The following is a 22,514-nucleotide window of genomic DNA, read 5'->3' on the forward strand; positions in this document are numbered from 1 at the left end:
ACAGGATGGAATGAAAGGACGAACAGACGAAATAAAAGCAGGCCGAACAAAAGCATCGAGAAACGATTCCGCACTTCATTGCATGTGCAGAGGAACGGTTTGCACTTCGCATTAATAATAATCATCAAAACGCGGGCATTGTAAAGCTGGAGCATCAGGTGCTCCAGTTTTTGCTGCGCTCACGGTTTTCGTTGAAGGTGCCTGAGCCAACGACCTCGAACAAGTGGAATCACTTGGCCAAGCAGCAGGATTGCTTAGTGAAGCGTTGGCTGGCATGCACGTTAATGAGCAATCGTTAGAGCTTGAATGCCGGCAATGGCCGTTCGGAGGCGCAGCGCACGGAGAGGATTGCGCGGTTATCACGTGGCTTTGGGCGAAAGCGCAAACTTTCAAAGGAAGAGGCGCCAGCATTGCCAGACTTAATGATACTGCGAATGTTGGATGTGTTTTTGCATTTTGCCGTACGATTGTCAGAAGGGCTTGATGCTCCACAGGTGTGGATGAAGCAAGCGAAGCATGCAGATGCCGTTGTGCAATGGGTAGAGCTGCATCGTGATCAGCTGCGCAGCATGTTCCAAGAGACGTTAAGCGAATGAAAGAGCCATCAGGCGCCATATAATAGAGCGAATCGAACGAATCGGCATGCCGATGAGGAGGTATCGCGATGAGTACGGCTCGTGCTCTTGGGTATGGGGAAGCAGATCGGCTTCTGATTATTAATGCGGATGATTTCGGGCTGTGCCATTCGTCTAATGAAACGATTAGCAGCTTGCTGGTAGGCGGTTACGTGTCATCTGCGACACTCATGCTTCCCTGTAGCTGGGCAAGGGAGGCGGCATTATGGGGTGCGCGGCATCCTGATCTTGATATCGGCGTCCATTGGACAATGACAAGCGAATGGGATTTGTACAAGTGGGGGCCAGTTTGCCGGACATCCCCTACAAGCTCGCTGGTCACTTCAGAAGGTTATTTTCCGAAGGACGTGAAGGCGTTCGAGAGGCAAGCGGAACAAGCCGAGGTCAAGGCGGAGCTGATCGCCCAGCTTGAAATGGCGTTAAAGCTTGGCATTCGCCCAACACATGCGGATAGCCATATGGGGAGCCTTTATGGGCTAGCTACTGGCCGCGACTTCCTAACCGTCGTGTTCGAGGTGTGTGCGGCTTATGGGCTGCCGTTCCGTCTCCCCCGCAACTTACTGACCGAAACAGGCCAAGTTGCTCCTCCTGAGCTTGCAGAGGTAGCATTAAAACGAGCCGAGGAGGCAGAAGCCTATGGCATTGTTGTATTGGATTATTTGCTAGGGCTTCCTTTCAGTGAAGAGCCTGGCGAAACATATGAAGCCTATCGCGAGCAATTCATCCAATTGCTTGTTTCGCTAAAGCCGGGCGTTTCCGAAATAATTGTACATCCGGCAGCGGCGACAGATGAGCTGCAAGCCTTTCATGGGCAGGCCGCCAAACGCGATTGGGAACGTAGGCTGCTGCAAGATGATGCCGTACTCCGAACAATAGAAGAGCAGCAGTTGATCCGTATTGGCTGGCGGGAGCTTCAGCGGCTTCAGCTTGCCCTCTAACCACACGAAATCGTCATGTCGCGTCACGAACAACAACCTCTAATCGCGATTGCCGTTCTTTCGCGCGATTTAGAGGTTGTTGTTTATCTGAAAAGGGTTGAGGAGAGGTGTTCGGCGATCAAGCGGCCGTGATGGCGGCCCGTCTCGATAAACACTTCATTCGCTTGGAGGCGTGATGCTACTACCCCTGCAAGGTATACGCCAGGAATGTTCGTTTCCATCGTATTATCATTGAAATGGGGACTGCCGTCTGGCTCAATCCGAACGCCGATCTTTGCTAGAAATTCCCGGTCGGGATGGAAGCCAGTCAGTGCCAGAACAAAATCGTTCGGAATGGTTTCTGCTTCCTCAGGGCCTTCCACAAGAATGGATGCGGGATCGATCCGAACAACTCGTGAGCAGAATCGCATGTTGATTTTGCCCTTGTTGACCAATCCTTCGAATAACGGCAGCACCCAAGGCTTGATGCCCTTGTGGTAAGCTTCCCCGCGGTAGATGACGGTAACTTCAGCGCCTACGCGCTCCAGCTCTAGCGCAGCGTCAATGGCAGAGTTGCTGCCTCCGATGATGGCAACTTTCGTACGGGTATAGGGATGGGATTCGCGGAAGAAGTGGCTCACTTTGCCAGTTTCTTCACCTGGGATGCCAAGCGAATTCGGATGGTCAAAATAGCCCGAAGCGATGACGACAGTATCGCAAGCATATTGTTTGGCCTCTCCGAACCTCGTGACAGAGGTGACGCGAAAACGTGACCCTTCTGGCTGTATGTCCGTTACGGTTTCGAAGGCGTTGACGCGAATGTCATGGCGCAGCGTAACGGTACGATAATAAGCGAGCGCTTCCTGCCTTGTTGGCTTATCGTTAGCTGTGGTAAAGGGGATGCCGCCAATTTCCAGCAGCTCAGGTGTGCTGAAAAAACGCATATAGGTCGGGTATTGGGATATGGAATGGACGATATTGCGGCTTTCGATGATAAGCGGCGAGAGGCCTAGCTGCTGCAGCTCAAGAGCGGCGGCAAGCCCGCAAGGCCCAGCCCCTATAATAATCGCTTTTTCGTTAATGGGATTAATGGTTTCCATAGGGAAATATCAGCCTCCTGCCAATAAGGATCGTAACAATCATTGTACTGCTCACTAGTGAATGATGGCAAATCAGGGACGTTAGACGGCCAATAAATCAACGTTTAACACTGGGTACGAGCTTTCGAATCATGTATAATAGGAATCAATTGTACAACTGGGAGGTTGCTAGATGCGGCGGCGATTTGTTATAGAGGCAGTCATGGTGGCAACATATGGGCATCTGTTGGTGCCAAGCCGTCCGGTGGATTATGTCGTTCCATACTCGACGATTGCTGAATTATACGATATGAAGGATGGAGCGGACCCCGTGATGGAAGATCCATCCGATGATAAGCATGTGAAGGAGAAGATTGGCGAGCTAATTTCTTTCTTCGAGGACCCGCTTAACCGGAAAAAAATAGAGCGCGCTTTGCAGGTGCCATGGCGTGAAAGCTCACCTCTATTGCTGAATGATAAAATTCAATTCACAATCGTGCATGCGCTCGATAATGCGCAATACGGGGAGTTGTTTGATCCGATCGAAACAGAAGTGCTGCTCGCTGGCATGAAGCTGGATACACCTATTTTGTCAGACCAGATTGAGTTTCAGGAACGTCTCATAGAGGCGGAGATTCCCGTGCTCATTTATGATATTGACGACTTTGAATTTGCAGTAGAAGAGGGTATCGAGCCGGACGAATTTCAGGAACATCGAGACCTGTAATTCGAGGTGTACGAGAAGGCCTGAGCCTATCGGCGTTGGGTCTTCTTTTTTATGGACAATTGGCAGCTTGTAGCAAGGAAAGGGGAGAGAGAATCAAAGATGGCAACATTGTTTCGCATCCTTAAATATGTAAAGCCGAGTGCAAAATGGGCATTCGCAGCACTAGGGCTCATGATTGTTGCTACGGTCATTGATCTCATAGCACCTTGGGTGCTTCGCAAAATTTTCGATGATGGCATCGCGCAAAAAGACATGGGCATGGTGTTATTGCTGACGTTATCCTTGCTAGTAATGCAGGGCTTGAAAAGCTTAGGCTCCTTTGCACAAGGATATACGCAGGAGATGGTCGGGCAAAACGTCGTATTCACGCTTCGCAAAGAGATGTATGCGCACCTGCAGCGGTTATCTTTTAAGTATTACGATAAAGCGCAAACGGGGCAATTGATGTCAAGAATGACGGGCGATATTGAAGCGGTCAAAAATTTTGTTGGATTCGGGGCAATGATGCTGATCACCGGCATAGCGACATTTGTCGGCACATTAATTTTTATGCTTTCGATGCAAGCAGAGCTTACGCTGCTCAGCTTAAGCACAATTCCACCGCTCCTGCTCGTTATGTGGCTGTTCAACCGGAAGGTTGGTCCGGCATGGGGCAATATTCGGGAACAGATGGGACGATTGACGGCGACGCTCCAAGAAAACATTTCGGGCATACGCGTCGTGAAAGCGTTTGCTAGAGAAACCAAAGAACAGGGCAAGTTCGCAGACCGCAATGAACAAAATTTCGGAACGAATATGTACAGGGCCAAGCTCGAAGCTACTGCTTTTCCGCTTATGGGTTTTTTCGGGGGATTAACGTTCTTAATTATGATCTGGCTGGGCGCTGTGTACGTAGCGAGGGAGCAGATGTCACTCGGGACGTTTATGGCTTTTCAATGGTACACCTGGGGACTGATCTGGCCGCTGAATATGCTCGGCTGGCAAATTAATATTTTCCAACAAGCATTAAAGGCAGCGCCTCGGGTATTCGAAGTGTTAGATACGAAAGTTGACATCGAGTCGCCTGCTGGCGGGGGTGTGGAAGCGGGACGAATTCGTGGGGCGATCACGTTCGATAACGTATCGTTTGCGTTCGATAATGCTGCTGCTGCTGCTGAAGAGCCAACTCATGTGCTCCATAACATCCAGCTTCAAGTCAAACAAGGGCAAGTAATTGCTGTCCTCGGGGCGACTGGCTCGGGCAAAAGCAGCCTGATAGCGTTGCTATCCCGCTATTATGATACAAGTGCTGGCACAGTGTTGATCGATGGGGTGGATGTGAAAGATTACAATCTCGAAGGGCTTCGCCAAAGCATCGGGATCGTGCCGCAGGAGACGTTTCTATTCTCAGCCACAATTCGGGAAAACGTAGCTTTTGGAAATCCAAATGCGACGCAAGAAATGGTGGAGGCTGCTGCAAGGAAAGCGCAAATCCACGATTTTATTGTCCAAATGCCATATGGCTATGAAACATTAATTGGTGAACGGGGTGTCGGCTTGTCCGGCGGGCAACGGCAGCGTGTAGCGCTTGCCCGTGCAATACTGATGGATCCGCCCATTCTCGTATTGGATGAAGCAACGGCAAGCGTGGATACCGCAACGGAGTCTGCGATCCATGAAGCGCTGCTGGAAGTGATGAAGGGCAGAACGACGTTCATTATCGCACAGCGTTTGTCTACGGTCCGCCGAGCGGACAGGATCATCGTGCTAGACAACGGGCGGATTGTGCAAGCCGGGACGCAGCGTGAGCTGCTGGAGCAGGACGGGTTTTTCAGGCGGCTGCTGGAACAGCAAGAAACAGCTGCGGCATCGAACTTATGAACGTTCAAGTGTGAATTTGTTAAGAGCATAAAATAAAGGAGGATATGCGTGAGCCAAGTCGAATGGGATTCCGTCGATGAGCTGGAAGAAAAGCCGTTTCAGCTCGACTATATGCGAAGGCTAATGCGGTATGTGCTGCCGTATCGCAGGACGTTAAGCTTTGTCGTTGCCATTGTACTACTGAATATGTTGCTAAGCCTCGCAGAGCCTTTATTGCTTGGTTACATTATTGATGAGGGCATTCTAAAGCATAATTATACGTTTATTCATTGGGCTGGAGCTGCCTTGCTTGGGTTCCGGTTGTTAGGCTGGCTGTTCGGGTGGATGCATACGAGGCTCATTAATTTTACGGGACAACGTGTGTTATTCGATCTGAGGCAGCAGCTGTTTAACCATCTGCAGACGTTATCCTTCCGATTTTTCGACGGGCGTCCTGCCGGCAAAATCATGTCGCGGATCACGAACGATACGAATGCGATCGGCGAGCTGATTAACGGTGGTTTGATTACGACCGTCATGGAAGTGACGCACTTGGCCGGAATCGTCGTCATCTTGTTCTGGATGGATTGGCAGCTGGCGCTCCTATCGTTCGCTACGATGCCGCTTCTGTACTTGATCGTAACGACGCTGCGTACCCGAATTGAAGGCGCTTGGTCCCGCTCGAGGCGGACGATGTCTGCGATTAATGGCAACGTGAATGAGACGATCCAAGGCATTCGCGTCGTGCAAGCCTTTTCCCGGCAATCGGCGAACAATGCGAAATTTAACGATATTAATCTGAACAATAAACGGGCGTTCATGCGCGCGATTCGAATGGAATCGACGGTGTGGCCACTCGTGGAGATGGTCGGCATGCTCGGCACATGCATCGTCATCTGGTTCGGGGCGAGGCAAGTAATGAACGACACACTGACAATTGGCTTCGTGATGGCGTTTATTAATTACTTATGGCGGTTCTGGGGACCGCTCAGCGCATTGTCTAAAGTCTATAGCCAGCTATTGTCGGCCATGGCTTCGGCAGAGCGGCTGTTCGAAATTTTGGATACGGAGCCAGAGGTGAAGAGTGCTTCCCATGCTAAGGAGCTGCCGCAGATCCGTGGCGAGGTTGTATTAAAGGATGTATCTTTCCGGTATGGACCGGATAAACCAGAAGTGCTTCATGGCATTAATGTTACGGTAAAGCCAGGGCAGCGAGTCGCCATCGTCGGACCGACTGGGGCAGGAAAGAGCACAATCGTGAACCTGCTCATGCGTTTCTATGATACGACAGGCGGCCAAGTTTGCATTGACGGCCATGACGTGAAGGATGTGACGTTGGAGTCATTACGCGGCCAGATGGGGATCGTGCTGCAGGATTCCTTTATTTTCTCGGGTACGATTGAAGAGAATTTGCGTTACGGCAATGAAGATGCGACGGATGAGGCGCTGCGCGAGGCGGCTCGGAGCGTACGTATCGATAAGTTTGTTGCAAACTTCCCGGATGGCTATGATACGCAGGTGGAGGAGCGCGGAAGCAAACTGTCAGTTGGTCAGCGGCAGCTGCTGGCGTTTGGCCGTGTGCTGTTAAGCGACCCGCGAATTTTGATTCTGGATGAAGCAACGTCCAGCGTCGATACGGAGACGGAGCAGCATATTCAAGCTGCGCTTGCCCGTGTGTTGGAGGGCAGGACAGCGTTCATTATCGCGCATCGCCTGTCAACGATTCGTGACGCGGACCTGATTCTCGTCGTGCGCGATGGGACGATTGCGGAGAGCGGTACGCATGAGGAACTGATGCAGACGAGCGGATTATACGCGAATCTCGTTCATTCGCAGCTGCTCATGCAGCAGTCGTTCCAGGAGGATTCGAAACCGCAGGCGGGATAATGGGAATGAAGATTTACGTGTGGAATTAATTATAGAAAGAGTCGAAAGGTTCAGCATGCCTGGACATATTCGGCTCTTTTTTATTGTGTAATTTTTTTGTGTATCTTGCAACCTTCACTCTGGCAGTTTCGTCTATTTGGTGGTATGTGGAAAATAATACAGCATTATCGTATAAGATAAGACGAACTGATGGAGGTTACAACAGTGAAATTACAAGCATCAAAATCAACCGTTAATGGACAAGCCTCGAATAGAAAGCCTAATGTGATCGGCAAAAAAATAGCGCTTGGCGTCGGGGCACTCCTCGTCACATTGACAAGTGGAGCAGCATGGGCGCCGCATGTCGTGAAGGCGGAATCAGCGGTTGTTTCTGTTAGTAGTTTTACCAATGAACTGACAGCACCATTCGTGAAGCCCAAGTGGACTTTAGCGGTAGATAACTGGGATGCCCAGAGTAATGTCGTTAGAAAAACGGATGTTCTGGCAGAGGAAGGGCGAGTTTATGCGATCGTTTCGGGTGGGCAGCTCACCGCAGTCGATGCGGCAACTGGCAAGAAGGCGTGGAAAGCGGACTCTTCGCTCCAGCATCAACTGGCCTATGTGCCTGGTGTCATTTACAGCGTGGTATCTGACGGAAGATTAATCGCGTTTAATAGCGCTAACGGGAAAACGAAATGGGCTTCTAAGGCGAAAACAGACGGTGCGTTGAAGATCGTGCCGATTGGAGATGCCGTGTATGTGATGAACAACTTGCAATTCTATGCTTTTGACGCCCAAACTGGCGCTTTGCGTTGGAAGGTCGAGGAGAAAGATGCTACCTACTCTTCGGGGGACAATGAGCTGCAGCTAGTAGATGGCGTACTCATTCGCGGATACCTTGTACAAGGTGCGCTAACATCTAGCCAGATCAATGCATACGATGCAAAGAGCGGAAAATTATTGTGGTCTAAATTCCGGCAAAATCTACCTATCGCTGCGAAAGGCGGATTAATTTATTCAGCACCTGCCGTTTATGAAATGGGACCAGTTGATGGCATTCTGCAGGAATTTAGCCTCGATGCCATAAGTGCCAGTACCGGTGAATTGAAAGGTACGCGTGTTTATAAATGGGATACGCCTGTTGATCCTAATGCTCCTATTAAAGGCGGCTTATACGGACAGCCAATGCTAGTGGGCAATGATTTGTACCTTTATGAAGGGGACAAGCTGGCAAAGTATGATTTTAACGCCTATGTTCCCAATGGCGGCAAGCCGCTTCATACATGGTCGATACCGGTTAATAACGCTGGCAGTTTGACAGGATTGAATCTTATCCACCGTGGCCGATTCTTATTCCATGACTACTCTAACAATGCAATCGTCGCGATGAAAGAAGCAAACGGCCAACAAGTTGGCTGGCAAGTGGATAACCCGGCATTACAGACGGATGTTTATGGGAATGGATTATTTATTGGCCAGACTGATGGCGTATGGCATGCCTATAACTTCGATTCGACGAAGGCGATGTTCTCTGTCAAAAGTGAGTCGCGCTATTTTGGCCCGACATTAAAGTCGAAGGACATGGTCATTATTCAGAATAAAGGGTTTTTACAAGCGGTCAAATTGCCTCAGTCTTTACTGTAAAATAAAAACGGCTTGCGTCGCAAAGCGGGTGATCGTCCTCTTGCGGCGTAAGCCGTTTTGCTTTAAACCGTTAGAAATCCCGCTTAGCTTTGCAGTTGAAACGCCTCAGCAACAAGCCGGTACGAATGTAGCCTTGCTTCAAAATTATGCGTGTTCGTGACGATCATCAGCTCGTCTGCATCGTATCGTTCCGCGAGCGCGAGCAGCTTTGTTCGTACCGTCTCTGGCGTACCGACGATAATTTGGCTGCGCCGCTGATTTATCAGCTCGATATCGATCTCGTCATAAGGGTACGCTTCAGTTGTCTCAATCGAAGGAAAGAAGCGCAAATTGCCGCCACGGTGCAGCATAAGGAAAAACAAGGATGTGCTCGATGCGAGACGTTCTGCTTCTTCCTCAGTATCTGCGCATACGACATAGACTGCCGCCATTGCGTGAGCCTTCTCGTTCAACGCAGAAGGGCGGAATTGTGCTTTGTAGCTGCGAATGGCATCTTCGCCGCCAGGCACGCCGAAAAACTGGGCATAAGCATAGGCTAAGCCTAGTTGTGCGGACAAGCGGGCGCTCTCGCCGCTGGAACCGAGCAGCCATAGTTCTGGCGCAGTGTCGATAACAGGGGACGCGAACAGTCCCGGGTACGCATGTGTTGGGCCTGCTTGATCGTATAGATACGTAATTAAGTCGGCTACCTGCTGCGGGTAACGGTCGACCGACGTATATTTGCCTTCTTGGAGTGCGCGTGTCGACAAAGGCATGCCGCCCGGCGCCCGGCCAAGGCCAATGTCGATACGGCCAGGGTGCAACGCTTCGAGCAGGCGGAAATTTTCTGCAACTTTGTAGGCGCTGTAATGAGGCATCATGACACCGCCGGAGCCTAGCCGGATACGGTTCGTATGGGCGGCCAAGTGAGCGATGAGCACTTCAGGGCTGGAGTGAGCGAGCGCACCGGATGCATGATGCTCCGATACCCAATAACGGTCATAACCAAGGCGATCGGCCTCTTGTGCAAGGCGCGTAGTTTCGGCTAAGGCGTCTTTTGCTGTCCGTCCTTCCGCAATTTGTGACTGGTCTAATATGCTGAGCTTCATGTATGGACTCACCTCGTTAAATGAAATGATACTGTTACCGTAAGTGTAACAGATTAATGCTGACGGGTCAAAAGGCGAGCGGGAGCAAGGTATTCCAATAAAAAAGCCGGCTTTCGCCGGCATTTGCAATATTGATTTTTGCAATATTGATTGATATGGGGTTAATCATTCGTATGGTCAATTGCTTCAGCCATCGTTCGGTCTGTAAGATGGGCGTAGATTTGCGTTGTCTCAGGAGAAGCGTGTCCGAGCTGTTCTTGCGTTTTGTAAATATCGTTACGAAGATAATAATCGGTTGCGAACGAGTGTCGAAGCTTATGGACGGACAAGTAAGGCTTGCCGAATCGTTTGGCGTATTTGACGACCATCTCTTGAATGGCCCGCTTCGTCATGCGGGAACCTTCTTTTTTTCCGTTAGCAATGGCTAGGAACAATGCTTTCTCCCTTTTGGGCGCATGATAGGACATGTCGCGAAGCTGCATATATTGGCTCAGGTTATTGACGGCTTCTTGGCGGAAGTAGACAGGCGTTTTGAACGTGTCGTCATTCTTGCCTTTGCGGAACACGTAGGATAGCTTTTTCTTCAGGTCGATATCATCCACATTCAAATTCACGACCTCGGATACCCGCAATCCGGAATGCAGGATGAGGCTGATGATGCAAGCATCACGAATCTTGTTCAGCTGATAGCTGTACAAGGCTTGTTTATTTTTGGCGACATCTTGCTCGTAGTCCCGCTCCACGTAGCTGAGAAACGCCGCAATTTCTTCTTCCTGCAGCAATTTTCCTTCGAGCTTGGCAGCAGTATCTTTAGGTTTGGACGTGCGTTTGATCGATACTTTGGCCATGACATTACGTTTAAGCAGCGGGTAAAATTGTTCATCCTCCGCAATCTGGCTCAAATAATGAAACAAAGAGCGAAGCGAGGATAACTTCCGCGTGACAGAAACGCGCAAATTCGTATGCTCGGTCCGTGTCATGAGAAACATGCGAAACGAATCAATGCTATCCATGTGCAGCTTCTCGAGCTCTTCGAGCTTCACATCTTTGATTGCTGGGCCTGCTGCTAGCCCTTCGGCAAGCAAGTAGGAGAAGAACGTATCATAATCACGCACATACTCCAGCAGCGAGGATGGCGAAAGGTCCGGCAGCTTGAAATTAATGAATTTCTCGACATACCATGGCATGAGCGGCACTTTTTTGTCCAATTCCTGCCGGTCCTTGATCTTAATGACGTTCATGTCAGTGGTTCAGCTCCTTTTCATTCCATTACTTTCTATTATAAAATGGCTGGTAGAGGAGAACAAGCATTCGATTGCGAAGATCTGGCTGGGCGAAGCTAGCTGCCATTCGCTGGTGAATGGCCGGATGAAGGCATAGAAACCTGCCCTATCCGCACATGCGCCCACGCGCAATATAAAAACGGTGAAGGGAGATGCCCCATCACCGTCTTAGCCTGCGTTATTCATCATAATCATCAACGGACAACAGGAGTTCATTCGAAGCGCACTCCCCTGTGTAGCTGTCGCCCTCATACGTAAAAGAGTAGCGTGCAATGCAGCGTGTGGCGACCTCATTTTGCTCGCCATCTTCCAGTTCTGCAACGAATACGAAATATCTTGCCCGCACGCTCGATCCCGGGGATATAACGCCCAGCGGCAACCCTTGATTGACTGGAAAACCGGATCGGGTTTTGCCATTTACACGTGTGTCCTGCAGTTGGAAGCCTGGGGGATAAGGGGATCGGAATAAAGCAGTATCCGCGTCCCAATTGCCTTCATTCGTTATAGTAAATGTAAATGAGACCGATTCACCCATAACAAACTCTGCCGGATGCGCAGCCGCCACAACCGAAAGGATTGGTGAGGCCAATTGAGTGACAACCGCATTCGATAACGTGTATTGTTCCACAATTCTGCCGTCTGGCAAGCGAAACGTGTAGGTAATCCGTGCGTGATTCGCAAGCGGAGGCAAACCAACTCGAGCTGCCGACTGCTGGATGAGAACCTGATAAGCAATTGTCGTATGGGCTCCCGCACGCAATGTGCCTAGCGATATTCCGTTCGTGAGGGAGGCGCCTTTTCGCGGCACTCCATCAATGATTACACTGTCTGGCACGAGCACGGTTCCGGGAGGGAGCAAATCGGTGAGGACAGCATCCACAGCAAAGCTGCTGCCATTAACGACCACTGCATCGTAGGCTATTATTGAACCAACTGGTGCAATTGCACGATTGGCAGAGAGGGTGACGGACACAACGGGAGCAATGACCGCCACTTCGCTCGTATTCGTGCGCATGCGCTGCTCCTGGCCATTCACCGTGTAATCGACAACGGATTGGATCGTGACCTTGGAAGCAGCTGCCGTGCCATTTAGGCGCAAGCTGACTCGAATAGTTACTGTGGAACCTGAAGCAATAGTGCCGATAGGAATGCCGGCGTCCGGGTCGATCCAAGCTGTATGCACATCGTTAATGATGACGCTGCCGGGAACGAACGTGAAGCCGGGAGGGAGCGGAATGTGAACAGTGACTTGGCCGATAGGCTCGACCCCTTCATTTTTCAATACAATATCATAATTCAGCACATCTCCAGCATACGTAACAGGCGAGCTCAATTGCCCATATGCATGCAGTTGAAAAGGCACGATAGCCGTTGTCACTTGGTTCGACTGCACAGCCTCGGCCACGGCTCTGCCTTCTTGTGTTGTGAACCGATAAGCAATATGGGCTTGATTGGCGAAAGAGAGGGACTCCGGGATGGCAATCATGATGGCTTGAAAAACGAGCTGTACGGCAGTGCCAACCGCAATCGTCCCAAGTGCGATGCCTGTTGCCGGCTTGCTGCCGGGAATAGGGGAACCGTCGCGCAGCACGCTGTTGGGGATGAAGGATAAGCCAGCAGGCAAGGTATCATAAACGATAACTTCCGCATCGCAATTGCCGGCGTTTCCGATCGTCAGCGTGTACGTCACCGTCTGCTCTAGGGCAAGTTGGCTTGGTGCCGCTTTTTTAATTGCTGTAATTAAAGGGCCGACTAACGGCGTTTGAACCGTATTGGAGTAGGACACCTTCTCAAGCGAGCCGCTGCTGAACCGGACAAGCGTCTGATTCAGCAGCATCATGTCATGCGCGCTTCCTTGCGTCATAATGTAACCACAAGCACTTGGAAGGTTACAGTTGAAGATGCGCTAGCGGCAATGGAACCGATCGCAATGCCGGTATTAGGATTGCCTGCTGGCCTTGAAACATTATCTACGGTGACACTTCCTGTAACGAAGGCGGTTCCCGCCGGGACAGGATCCACAAGCACGACGTTGTTAACCGTGCTAATGCCTCGATTAGTGACTAGAATTGAATACATGATCGTGTCTCCTACGACGGCGTCGATTGCTGTCGTGCTTTTGACAACGGAAACATCAGGCGAAGAGACAGGGATGGATAGCGTGTTGGAATTGACGGTTCCCGTCAAGACCCGGCTGTCTGGCGCAGTATACTTATAGATGCCCGTTGCCATATTTACGAGCTGCTGGGAAGGGGGCAGCGTCTGGATAATGACCTCATACGACACCGAAACGACAACTAGAGCTCCTGGGTTAACCGTGCCGATGGAGAATCCGGCTGCTGGATTAGCGCCAGGCTGAGGAACACCGTTTACTTGCACGCTGTTTGGAATAAATGAACCGCCGGATGGGATAGGATCGTTCAACGTGACTTCAGCTGGCAGATTCCCTGTGTTTGTAATATGCAGCTCGTAGGTCACGGTGTCGCCGACGGTTGCGTTCGTCGTGCTGCCTGTTTTTAGAATCGCAATGATAGGCAAATAGACAGGCACGATGACGGTATTCGAAAAAGCGGTGCCTGAGAAAGAACCTGAAGTAAAGGTCGCGCTTGCTTGGTTGCTCAGTTGCGCGGGAGATGGCAGGCTCGTTATGCTCACATCGAAGGTGACCGTCGCCGTTGCTCCTGGTGCAATCGTCCCGATTGAAATCCCGGCAGATGGCGATGCCGCTGGACGGGACAGTGTATCAACAGTAACGCTTCCTGCAACGAATGATGTGCCATTTGGAATGGAATCCACGACAATGACATTGTTGATTGGCGCAATTCCGCTATTCGTGACAGCAATCGAGTACGTGACCGTATCACCGACAATTGCAGTCGGGACGTTCGAGGTTTTGGCGACGGCCACGTTCGGAGCAGACACCTGAATCGACAGCGTATTGGATGAGAGCGAACCGTCTAGCGTCCGGCTATCCGGGAGTGTATACGTGTATGTCGCTGATGCTTGGTTAATTAATTGCTGGCCAACAGGCAAGGATTGAATGACGACAGAGAAGGCAACCGTCGTCGTGCCAGTCACATTGCCGAGCAATATTCCGGTAGAAGGGTCTGCGCCTGGCACCGGTTGATTTTGGACGATAACGCTGTTAGGCACGAATACAGTCCCCGCAGGGATCGTATCGGTTAATGTGACATCAGCGCCGTAGTTTCCTGTGTTCGTAATCACTACCGAATAGGTGATCGTATCGCCAACGGTTGCATTCGCGGTGCTGCCAGTTTTAACCGCACTTAGAATTGGCTGATACACTGGCGTACTGACTGTATTGGAAAACGTAACGCCGGAGAAAGCGCCTGATGTGAACGTTAACGATGACTGGTTATCTAGCTGTGCGGGGTTAGGCAAGGAAACTACCGTGACTTGGAAGGCAATCGTAGCTGTTATGCCGGGCGCGATCGCATCGATTGCGACACCTGTGGCCGGATTCGCGGCAGGCCGTAACAATCCATCAACAGATAGAGAGCCCGAAACGAATGCCGAGCCAGCCGGGATCGGGTCGGTAAATAAGACGTTCGTTATTGAGGCAATTCCGCTGTTCGTAACCGTTGTGGTATAGGTGAACGTATCGCCGATTGACAGCGCTGTGGCAGGCGTGCTTTTGACGACAACGGCATTGGGCGCTGATACAGGGAAGGTTACGGTGTTGGACACGGCAGTTTGATTGAAGGTCCGGCTATCTGGCAGCGTGTATGAAATGGCGGCTGTGCCTTGATTTGCTAACTGCTGCGGCGTTGGCAAAGAATTGATAACGACGGAGAACATGACAGTTGCCGTCGCACCGCCCGCTACTGCGCCGACTGGGATGCCAGTAACAGGGTCTGCGCCGGGAAGGGGCGAGCCGTTGAGCAGCACACTGTTCGGTTCAAAGGCAGTGCCCGTCGGAATGTTGTCCGTTACGGTAACGGTAGCGGGGTAGTTGCCGCTGTTCGTGATCGCGAGCGTGTAAGTGACCGTTTGCCCGACCGACGCATTAGAAGTGCTGGCGCTCTTCGCTACGGCGATAACCGGCTGATAAACAGGCGTGGATACCGTATTCGAGTACGTCAATCCCGAGAACGCGCCTGAGGTAAAGGTGGCAGTGCCAATATTGGCCAGCACGGCTGGATCAGGTACGGCGTTCACGGCATTGTTGAACGTAACCGTTACGCTGCTGCCTGGGGCCAGCGACCCTAGCGGGATGCCGCCTCCTGGGTTAGCGCCAGGTACAGGCACGCTGTTGACGATGACGGTTCCGGGAATGAACGATGAGCCAGCCGGAGCGGGAGCCGCATATTGCAAATTGTTGATCGTTTCAATCCCATTGTTCGTGATGACCGTTGTATATATGATTGTGTCGCCGATTGTAGCTGCTGTCGTAGGCGTACTCAGCACAACGGATACATTCGGCGCTGATACTGGGAAGCTGACCGTATTGGAATTCACGGAGCCAGTTAACGTACGGCCATCTGGCGGCGTATACGAGTAGGCTGCTGTACCTGTGTTAGTGAGTACTTGCGGTGAAGGAAGGGAGGTGACCACGACGCTGAATGTGACGGTGGACGTGCTGCCAGGCGCAATACTGCCAAGGTCGATTCCAGTCGCTGGCGATATTCCCGGGAATGGAAAGCCATTAACGATTACGCTGTTATCTGTAAACGTGGTGCCGGCTGGAATCGTATCGGTTAACGTTGCCTGAGCAGCCAAATTGCCTGTATTCGCCACAGCAAGCGTGTAGACGATTGTATCGCCTAAGGTCGCATTGCTTGAGCTAGCGCTCTTGGTTACGGAGATCTGCGGCTGCGTGACTGGCGTGACCGTCGTATTCGAAGCTGTCGTCGCAGAGAAACTCCCTGAAGTAAAGCTGGCGGTCGATTGGTTCGTGATCTCTGATGGTATCGCCATCGTTATCATCACCTCGAAGGTTACGGTAACCGAAGCCCCTGGTGCTAAGGTTCCGATAGATATGCCGGTCTCGGGGGAAGCATCCGGCCGGGTAACGCTTTGAACCTGCACACTGCCTGGCATGAAGCTGGTGTTAGCCTGGAGCTGGTCGCGCAAAATGATGTTATTCACGTTGGCAATTCCGTTATTAGTGAGTACAGACGTGTAAACCATCGTGTCTCCAACAACGGCCGACGATCGGCTTGCACTTTTCGTTAACGATACATTCAGCAGGGCGACAAGAACGGTAACGGCATTGGAGGCGGCAGAGCGTGTCACCGTCCGACCATTGGCCAAGGCGAATTCATATGCTGCCGAAGCTTGGTTGACGAGCTGCCTGCTTGCCGGATAATTGTCCACATTCACGACATAACTGACGATGGAGGTGGCTCCTGCCGGAATAACGCCGACAGGTATGCCCGTGACCGGGCTAACGCCAGGCGTTGGAGCCCCGTTGACCAACACGCTATTTTCTACAAATGAACTGCCGGCAGGAACAACATCCGTTAAGGTTACCGTCGCCGAGGCATTGCCGGTGTTCGTTAACGAGAACCAATAAGAGAACGTATCCCCAACTGTTACATTCGCAACGCTTGAGGATTTTGCTATCGTAATAAGCGCTTCGCTGACCGGCGTCGTTACGGTGTTTGAAATGGATGTGCCCGTAAATGCGCCCGAAGTAAAACCGACACTTGCCACATTGCTCAGCGTTCCGGTGGATGGCAAAACGTTCACGCGAATTTTAAAGGTGACGGCTACTGTGGCGGACGGGCTTATTGAGCCAAGCGAAATGCCTGCATTCGGATTAGCCAGAGGGGCAGCTACGGCGTTAATCGTCACGCTGCCCGCAACAAATGATGCGATAGCTGGAACAGGATCGGATATGACAGCATTGTTGACTGGTGCAATCCCGTTATTGGTTACTAGTAGCGTATAAGTGAGCACTTCCTGAACGGCAACAGCTGTATCGCTTGCGCTCTTCACAATGCTAACGTTCGGAGCGGAAGCGGGAATGGTTACGGTGTTCGAGATGCTGCTTCCGGCAAGGTTTCTGCCGCTAGGCAACGTGTACGTATAGCTCGATGCGGCTTGGTCCACGAGTACAGCAGGCGATGGCAGCGTATTGAGCAGCGTTTGGAACGTAACGATGACAAGTGCATTATGCGCCAGGCTTCCAATGGGGATGCCCGTCAGCGGTGAAGAGGAGGGGCTCGCAACGCCATTAATCGTGACAGAGCCCGCGATGAAGCTTGAGCCATTGGGAATGTTGTCCGTAAGGGTCACGTTAGCTGCGCGATTGCCTGTGTTGCGAGCGGTTATCGTATACGTAAGTGTATCGCCGACGGTCGCGGCTGTTGCATTAGCCGACTTGCTTAGCGTAATGACAGGCTGATAGACCGGTGTCGTGACGCTGTTGGACGCGGTTGTTCCCGTAAATGTGCCAATGGAGTAAGATACATTCGACTGGTTAACGAGCTGCGAGCTGGCCGGCATGGAGCTGACGGTTGCTTGTATGGTAACGGTGATAGAGCTTCCGGCAGCGATGGTTCCGACAGTGATGCCGGTGCCAGGGTTCGCAGTAGCGTTCGGCGTTCCGCCGACGATGGCACTGCCAGCTACAAAAACTGTCCCAGGGGGCAAAATATCTGTCAACGTAACTTTCGTTACGGGCTCCGTGCCATTATTCGTAATGATGGACGTGTAAGTGATCGGTTCGCCGACCGCGACATCTGTTACGTTCGCTGATTTCGCCACTGTAACGTTAGGCAACGAAACGGGAAGCGTAAGCGTGTTGGATGAGGCAGATCCCGAGACCGTACGTCCATCAGGCGGTGTATAGGTGTAGGTGGAGGTTGCCTGATTGACGAATTGCGGAGGGGTCGGCAGCGAGTTGACCTGTACATCAAACGTTACGGTAGACGTTGCGCCCGCTGCGACGGTGCCGATGGCTACGCCTGTAACTGGATTAGCGCCTGCATTGACATTGCCGTTGACGCGAAATGATCCGGTGATGAACGAGCTGCCCGTTGGAATATTGTCGGCTAGCGTAACTGCAGCGCCAATATTGCCCGTATTGGATACGAGGAGCGTATAAGTGACGGTACTGCCAACGGTTGCCGTTGTTCGGTTAGCGCTCTTGGCTATCCCAATAATTGGCGTATAGACGGGCGTACTGACCGTATTCGATGGGATAACGCCCGTAATCGTTGGCCCGCCCGCAACGCTCTGAAAGGTAAAAGCAGCGTTCGCACTATTAGGCAAAACGAAGCCGCTTGGCGTTGCCGTAACTTTGGCTTGGTACGTGATGACGACAGAGCTGTTTAAATTTAATGCGCCTAAAGGAACGCCGGCGATGATGTCATACGTTGGCTTCGTAACGCCTGCTACAGTGACACTCCCGCTGACGAATGTTAACCCTGCAGGCAGTGCATCGGTTAACACGACGCTCGCTGCATTCGCTGTGCCAGTATTGCTTACAGTAACCGTGTATCTAATCGTATCGCCGACGACGGAGCCTGTAACATTAGCGCTCTTGGTGAGGGCGATCGATGGCGAGTTAATATTGATCTGAATCGCATTCGCATTGACGACGTACGCATCGCCGGAAGTCGTTAGAATAAGCACGGCGGAGGACTGGTTGTTCACGAGCCGGGCTGAAATATCGACATTCGTAATATCCCAGCCTTGCCTTCCGCCTATGATGTTCGAGCCAGGCGTACCGTTCGTTTGGTTGCGGCTGCCGAACGTTCCAGTCGTATTCAGCGCACCTGCGTCATTATTAATTTGGGAAGCAAAAAAATTGTTGGCAAAATTGTTCGGTCCAGACAAGGCCACGGCAGTTCCTGAGGTTGGCCCAAATAACGCTTGATCGCCTGTACGGTTGGCATCGCCTTCCTGGGCGCTGAATAACGCTCTGCCGCCAAGCGCGCCAGAGATCGGCGTGGCAAAGCCAGTTAACGTTGTCGATACTGAACCTGATGTGGCTTGCACTAACACGGCGCCAGCCCGAAGCGACATATTGCGAAACGGAAGTGTAGGATTCTGGTAAATGACGCCGAGCGTCCAGCCCGCATGGTTAGCTGTAGAGTCGTTGTTAATGACAATCGTGCCTACGACGTTGCCTGTCGTATATGTACCTGCTCCGCCTTGCGTGATGAGCGTTGTTACATTTGACGAGCGTGTATAGGCAAAAGCGCCGTTGCCGAGGTTCACTTGATTGCTTGTGGCCGAATCAGGCGAAATGCTAAAAGTGCCAGCAGGCGTCGTGAACGTTACGGCATTGTTGATAAAAGCGCTCAAATCGACGTTGCCGTTAATATAAGAGCCGCCCCAGATTAGCTCTGCGTATAAAATGGTGCTGCCTGCTGGCAACGTTAAGATCGCAGATGAGCTGTTGCTTGCATAAGCGCTCGTCGTGCCAGCTGGATAGGATAAATAAGTGGAGGAAGTGTTCGTCGTCGAGAAAGCGCCAATGCTATCTTCCGTTCCTGGCACGCCAACTGTATCGGAGCGGCTTAAGCCAAGCGTATTTCCTGTAAACGTTATTGCACCAGTTGCATTAAATGTAGCTCGCGTAACGAGTGGAATCAGGATCACCCCCTAGGTGGCAAAATTCTGGCGAAGAGGGCAGAAGCAGCAGTTCTTACCATTCATTTTCATCCTATGAGCATGAGCTCGAATATATTTGTCATGCTACATATTGTTCATGCAGCGCAAAATTAAAGGTTGAATTATAGATATAATGAGTCTATGATATAGATGATAACCGTTGCAATGCGTATACAGGAGGGAGAAGGGCTTATGATTTACGATTGTGCAATTATAGGCGGAGGCCCGGCAGGGCTTAATGCCGCATTGGTGCTGGGAAGAGCGAGGAGAACTGTGGCGTTGGTCGACAACAATCAGCCCCGCAATGCCGTAACGCATGCTTCGCATGGATTTCTAACGCGGGATGGCGTTACGCCTGCTGAATTCCGGCGGATTGCTTATGAAGAGGTGCTTCATTATCCTACAGTCGAACATCACCCTGTTACCGTAACAGCTGTTCATAAACATGCTGAGGGCTTCGAAATCGAATATGGCAACGATCAACGGATTCGATCCAAGAAGCTGTTGGTCGCAACTGGGCTGCAGGAAATTTTACCCGATATTCCAGGCGTTAAGGAGCATTATGGCAAAAGCCTCTTCCAATGCCCATACTGCGATGGCTGGGAGCTGCGGGATCAGCCGTTAATCGTAGTGTCCGAGCATCCACGCGTGTTTCATATCGCTAAGCTGCTTTACCAATGGAGCCATGATCTCGTTATTTGTACGAATGGCCAGAGCATTATGTCCGATGAGGAAAAAGAAGTGTTAACTTCCCGCAACATTATCGTCACGGAGCAACAGGTTACCGCATTCCATGGCGTGAATGGCAGGCTCCAGGAGGTGGAGTTCTCGGACGGCACTCGCATGGCGCGAACCGGCGGCTTCATTACGCCACAATGGACGTCTCCGCATGCCACTTTATGTGAAGGGCTCGGATATGAACCGACGGAGCTAGGCGGAATATCGGTAGACGGAATGGGAAAAAGCACGACTGTCGATGGTTTGTTCGCTGCTGGCGAAGCGACAAGCGGCGGTTCTACACAGTTAATAATTGCAGCGTCAGCCGGCAGTATGGCAGCCATTAGCATCAATACGGAATTGATGGAAGAGGACTTTTAGCTTACTTGACATTTTAGTTTAATAACCGGTATCATGGACGCTTAAAGTCTTGAATTGAGGCGGATGATACCGGATGAAATACTCGAAAGCAACCAACTATGCCTTGCATACGATGTTATACCTAATGGCAGCCACGCCGAATAAACCGATTGGCGTTCAGCAGTTGGCAGAGCGGCAACATGTTTCACCTACGTATCTGTCCAAAATATTAACGAAGCTCGTCAAAGCAGGCATGGTTGAATCGGCGTCCGGCGCCAATGGCGGATATCGGCTGAAGCGTGATTGGGAACAGATCTCTTTCCTTGACATCATTCATGCGATTGAAGGTACTGCTTCCTTGTTCGATTGCAGCTTGGATCATGGCCTGGAATGCCCGATTCAGCGGGTCGTGCTGGAAGCTGAACGCCAGATGGAGCAGCATTTGAAAAACCAAACGATGGCAGCGCTAGCCCAATCCTTCAAAAACGGCCTTTAATTGTGGTCTTTTTTTGGATTAATTACAGATATAATGAGTCTTTGAAATCCATATATAAAGCGAGGAATAACGATGAACGATTTGTTTGACGAGGTTGTGTGGGAGAAGGCTTGGAAGAATGACCCACAAACCGCAGTGAATAAAATGAAACGAGCTGGCATCGATACGACGCATGCTTTTGACCATAAGGCGGCAGTATTCAATGAGCAATCATTTAATGAAGAGGGCCGATTAAGAACGAAACGGATCATGAACTGGCTGGAAGGCCAAGGCGTGACATACAAGGATGCTACGATTTTGGACATTGGCGCTGCATCAGGCGGGTTCTCGATCCCGTTCGCTGAACGTGGAGCCGACGTAACTTCCGTAGAGCCTTGCTTGCCACTCGTTGAGCTGCTTCAGAATAATGCTGCTGGGCTTTCCCAAGGAACCGTAAATATCGTGACGGAGCCATTCGAGAATATTGATGTGAAGGCGAAGGAATGGGAGAAGGCGTTTGATCTTGTCTTTGTCTCGATGTGCCCGGTCGTCTCGGACTGGGAGAGCGTTAAGAAGGTGCTAAGCTGCGCAAAGCAATACTGCTACATTAGCACAATGGCGGGCTCTAGCGTAAACAGCCTTGTAAATGAGGTGTGGCCGCTCGTTTCGGACCGCCCGTTGAAACCGAAGCATATGGAAATGGGGTACTTGCTTCATTTGCTCTATCTCAAAGGGTATGCTTATCAATCGCTTGTCACGCGCGAAATGAAAACGATTGAGCTTTCCCGAACTGAAGCCTTACAAGAAACGATGGCATGGCTTGGAATGCACGGCGATGCCAAGAGTGATCAAACGCGCGAAATTGTGGCGGATTATCTGAACCGGACCTATCCCGATGATCGGGTCGTAATTCAACAGGGCGGGCGTTTTGGCAAGGTGCTCATTCAGTTGGAGGATCAGCGGATGTTCACGAGAGAGCTGTAAAGAGGTCTACATGATGCCTGCGAACAGCTTTTATTAAAAAAATGTTTACCTCTGAATCGGAATCTGCTATTATAACTGCAATATGAAATGCGATGAAGAGACGAGTAAATAAATCGATTCTTTCACAGAGAGCTCCGTCAAGCTGAAAAGGGGCAAAGGATTGTTTATTGAAGAAAGACTCTGAGCAGCGCATCGGAACCTTTTCATTAGGGGGATGGTGTGCCAGGAGCTCCTGTTACAGAGCTAGAGTATAAGCATTATGCGTAATGCAGTACTTGAAGAGGCTGATATGGCGACGTATTGGCGAATCTGGG

General features: G+C 51.1%; 14 protein-coding genes and 1 other annotated feature (1 of these 15 running past the window's edge). Of the genes, 9 read left to right on the forward strand and 5 right to left on the reverse strand.

Translation table 11 applies throughout. The features are described from left to right. The first annotated feature begins 410 nt into the window (after nt 1-410). Together GON22_RS25995 and GON22_RS08965 are read left to right on the forward strand one after the other, a co-directional pair. On the forward strand, nt 411-596 hold the full coding sequence (locus GON22_RS25995; protein WP_237179082.1) for a hypothetical protein: 186 nt from the start codon (nt 411-413) through the stop codon (nt 594-596). Between the two features lie 68 nt (nt 597-664). Beyond that, the gene (locus GON22_RS08965) at nt 665-1,573 is read left to right on the forward strand and encodes a polysaccharide deacetylase family protein (RefSeq protein ID WP_160395771.1); all 909 of its coding nucleotides are present in this window, start codon (nt 665-667) and stop codon (nt 1,571-1,573) included. Between the two features lie 83 nt (nt 1,574-1,656). Here GON22_RS08965 and GON22_RS08970 read toward each other — a convergent pair whose 3' ends face one another. Then, nucleotides 1,657-2,652 (reverse strand): YpdA family putative bacillithiol disulfide reductase, encoded by a 996-nt coding sequence (locus tag GON22_RS08970; protein ID WP_160395772.1) that lies wholly within the window; start codon nt 2,650-2,652, stop codon nt 1,657-1,659. A 172-nt stretch (nt 2,653-2,824) separates the two neighbouring features. On the opposite strand from GON22_RS08970, the gene GON22_RS08975 reads away from it, so the two are divergent. The 4 genes from GON22_RS08975 (at nt 2,825) to GON22_RS08990 (ending at nt 8,707) form a co-directional block, all read left to right on the forward strand. Continuing rightward, nucleotides 2,825-3,358, forward strand: coding sequence for an ADP-heptose synthase (locus GON22_RS08975; protein ID WP_160395773.1), 534 nt, complete (start codon nt 2,825-2,827; stop codon nt 3,356-3,358). A gap of 99 nt (nt 3,359-3,457) precedes the next feature. Then, nucleotides 3,458-5,218 (forward strand): ABC transporter ATP-binding protein, encoded by a 1,761-nt coding sequence (locus GON22_RS08980; protein ID WP_160395774.1) that lies wholly within the window; start codon nt 3,458-3,460, stop codon nt 5,216-5,218. A 48-nt stretch (nt 5,219-5,266) separates the two neighbouring features. After that, entirely contained in the window at nt 5,267-7,084 is a 1,818-nt protein-coding gene (locus GON22_RS08985) for an ABC transporter transmembrane domain-containing protein (RefSeq protein WP_160395775.1), read from the forward strand. A 204-nt stretch (nt 7,085-7,288) separates the two neighbouring features. Beyond that, on the forward strand, nt 7,289-8,707 hold the full coding sequence (locus tag GON22_RS08990) for an outer membrane protein assembly factor BamB family protein (protein ID WP_160395776.1): 1,419 nt from the start codon (nt 7,289-7,291) through the stop codon (nt 8,705-8,707). Nucleotides 8,708-8,790: 83 nt separating this feature from the next. Here GON22_RS08990 and GON22_RS08995 read toward each other — a convergent pair whose 3' ends face one another. The 4 genes from GON22_RS08995 to GON22_RS09010 all read right to left on the reverse strand — a co-directional run bounded on the left by GON22_RS08995 (nt 8,791) and on the right by GON22_RS09010 (nt 19,652). After that, nucleotides 8,791-9,795 (reverse strand): LLM class flavin-dependent oxidoreductase, encoded by a 1,005-nt coding sequence (locus GON22_RS08995; RefSeq protein WP_160395777.1) that lies wholly within the window; start codon nt 9,793-9,795, stop codon nt 8,791-8,793. Between the two features lie 161 nt (nt 9,796-9,956). Further along, nucleotides 9,957-11,036 carry a tyrosine recombinase XerS gene (xerS, locus tag GON22_RS09000; RefSeq protein WP_160395778.1) on the reverse strand — a complete coding sequence of 360 codons (1,080 nt, stop codon included), beginning with the start codon at nt 11,034-11,036 and terminating at the stop codon, nt 9,957-9,959. Between the two features lie 220 nt (nt 11,037-11,256). Next, nucleotides 11,257-12,942 (reverse strand): DUF11 domain-containing protein, encoded by a 1,686-nt coding sequence (locus tag GON22_RS09005; RefSeq protein WP_160395779.1) that lies wholly within the window; start codon nt 12,940-12,942, stop codon nt 11,257-11,259. Next, entirely contained in the window at nt 12,939-19,652 is a 6,714-nt protein-coding gene (locus GON22_RS09010; RefSeq protein WP_160395780.1) for a DUF7507 domain-containing protein, read from the reverse strand. The genes GON22_RS09005 and GON22_RS09010 overlap by 4 nt, the downstream gene beginning before the upstream one ends. Before the next feature lie 204 nt (nt 19,653-19,856). Here GON22_RS09010 and GON22_RS09015 point away from each other — a divergent pair, with 204 nt between their 5' ends. The 3 genes from GON22_RS09015 (at nt 19,857) to GON22_RS09025 (ending at nt 22,200) form a co-directional block, all read left to right on the forward strand. Then, complete coding sequence (locus GON22_RS09015) at nt 19,857-20,762, forward strand: NAD(P)/FAD-dependent oxidoreductase (RefSeq protein WP_160395781.1); 906 nt, start codon at nt 19,857-19,859, stop codon at nt 20,760-20,762. Between the two features lie 73 nt (nt 20,763-20,835). Next, a complete protein-coding gene (locus tag GON22_RS09020) occupies nt 20,836-21,237 on the forward strand; it encodes an Rrf2 family transcriptional regulator (protein WP_160395782.1) in 402 nt (133 codons plus the stop codon). A gap of 72 nt (nt 21,238-21,309) precedes the next feature. Then, nucleotides 21,310-22,200: a class I SAM-dependent methyltransferase gene (locus tag GON22_RS09025; RefSeq protein ID WP_160395783.1), complete on the forward strand. Its 891-nt coding sequence runs from the start codon at nt 21,310-21,312 to the stop codon at nt 22,198-22,200. Nucleotides 22,201-22,283: 83 nt separating this feature from the next. Beyond that, nucleotides 22,284-22,514 (forward strand) — a binding site (T-box leader) (it continues 34 nt past the right edge of the window).

It is taken from the genome of Paenibacillus sp. MMS18-CY102, assembly GCF_009789195.1.
GTDB lineage: Bacteria > Bacillota > Bacilli > Paenibacillales > Paenibacillaceae > Paenibacillus_T.

Coding starts and splice junctions, on each gene's coding strand:
- GON22_RS09020 (WP_160395782.1), top strand. CDS start 20,836: ATGAAATACTCGAAAGCAACCAACTATGCCTTGCATACGATGTTATAC.
- GON22_RS08965 (WP_160395771.1), top strand. CDS start 665: ATGAGTACGGCTCGTGCTCTTGGGTATGGGGAAGCAGATCGGCTTCTG.
- GON22_RS09025 (WP_160395783.1), top strand. CDS start 21,310: ATGAACGATTTGTTTGACGAGGTTGTGTGGGAGAAGGCTTGGAAGAAT.
- GON22_RS09015 (WP_160395781.1), top strand. CDS start 19,857: ATGATTTACGATTGTGCAATTATAGGCGGAGGCCCGGCAGGGCTTAAT.
- GON22_RS08975 (WP_160395773.1), top strand. CDS start 2,825: ATGCGGCGGCGATTTGTTATAGAGGCAGTCATGGTGGCAACATATGGG.
- xerS (WP_160395778.1), bottom strand. CDS start 11,036: ATGAACGTCATTAAGATCAAGGACCGGCAGGAATTGGACAAAAAAGTG.
- GON22_RS08995 (WP_160395777.1), bottom strand. CDS start 9,795: ATGAAGCTCAGCATATTAGACCAGTCACAAATTGCGGAAGGACGGACA.
- GON22_RS08970 (WP_160395772.1), bottom strand. CDS start 2,652: ATGGAAACCATTAATCCCATTAACGAAAAAGCGATTATTATAGGGGCT.
- GON22_RS08980 (WP_160395774.1), top strand. CDS start 3,458: ATGGCAACATTGTTTCGCATCCTTAAATATGTAAAGCCGAGTGCAAAA.
- GON22_RS09005 (WP_160395779.1), bottom strand. CDS start 12,942: ATGACGCAAGGAAGCGCGCATGACATGATGCTGCTGAATCAGACGCTT.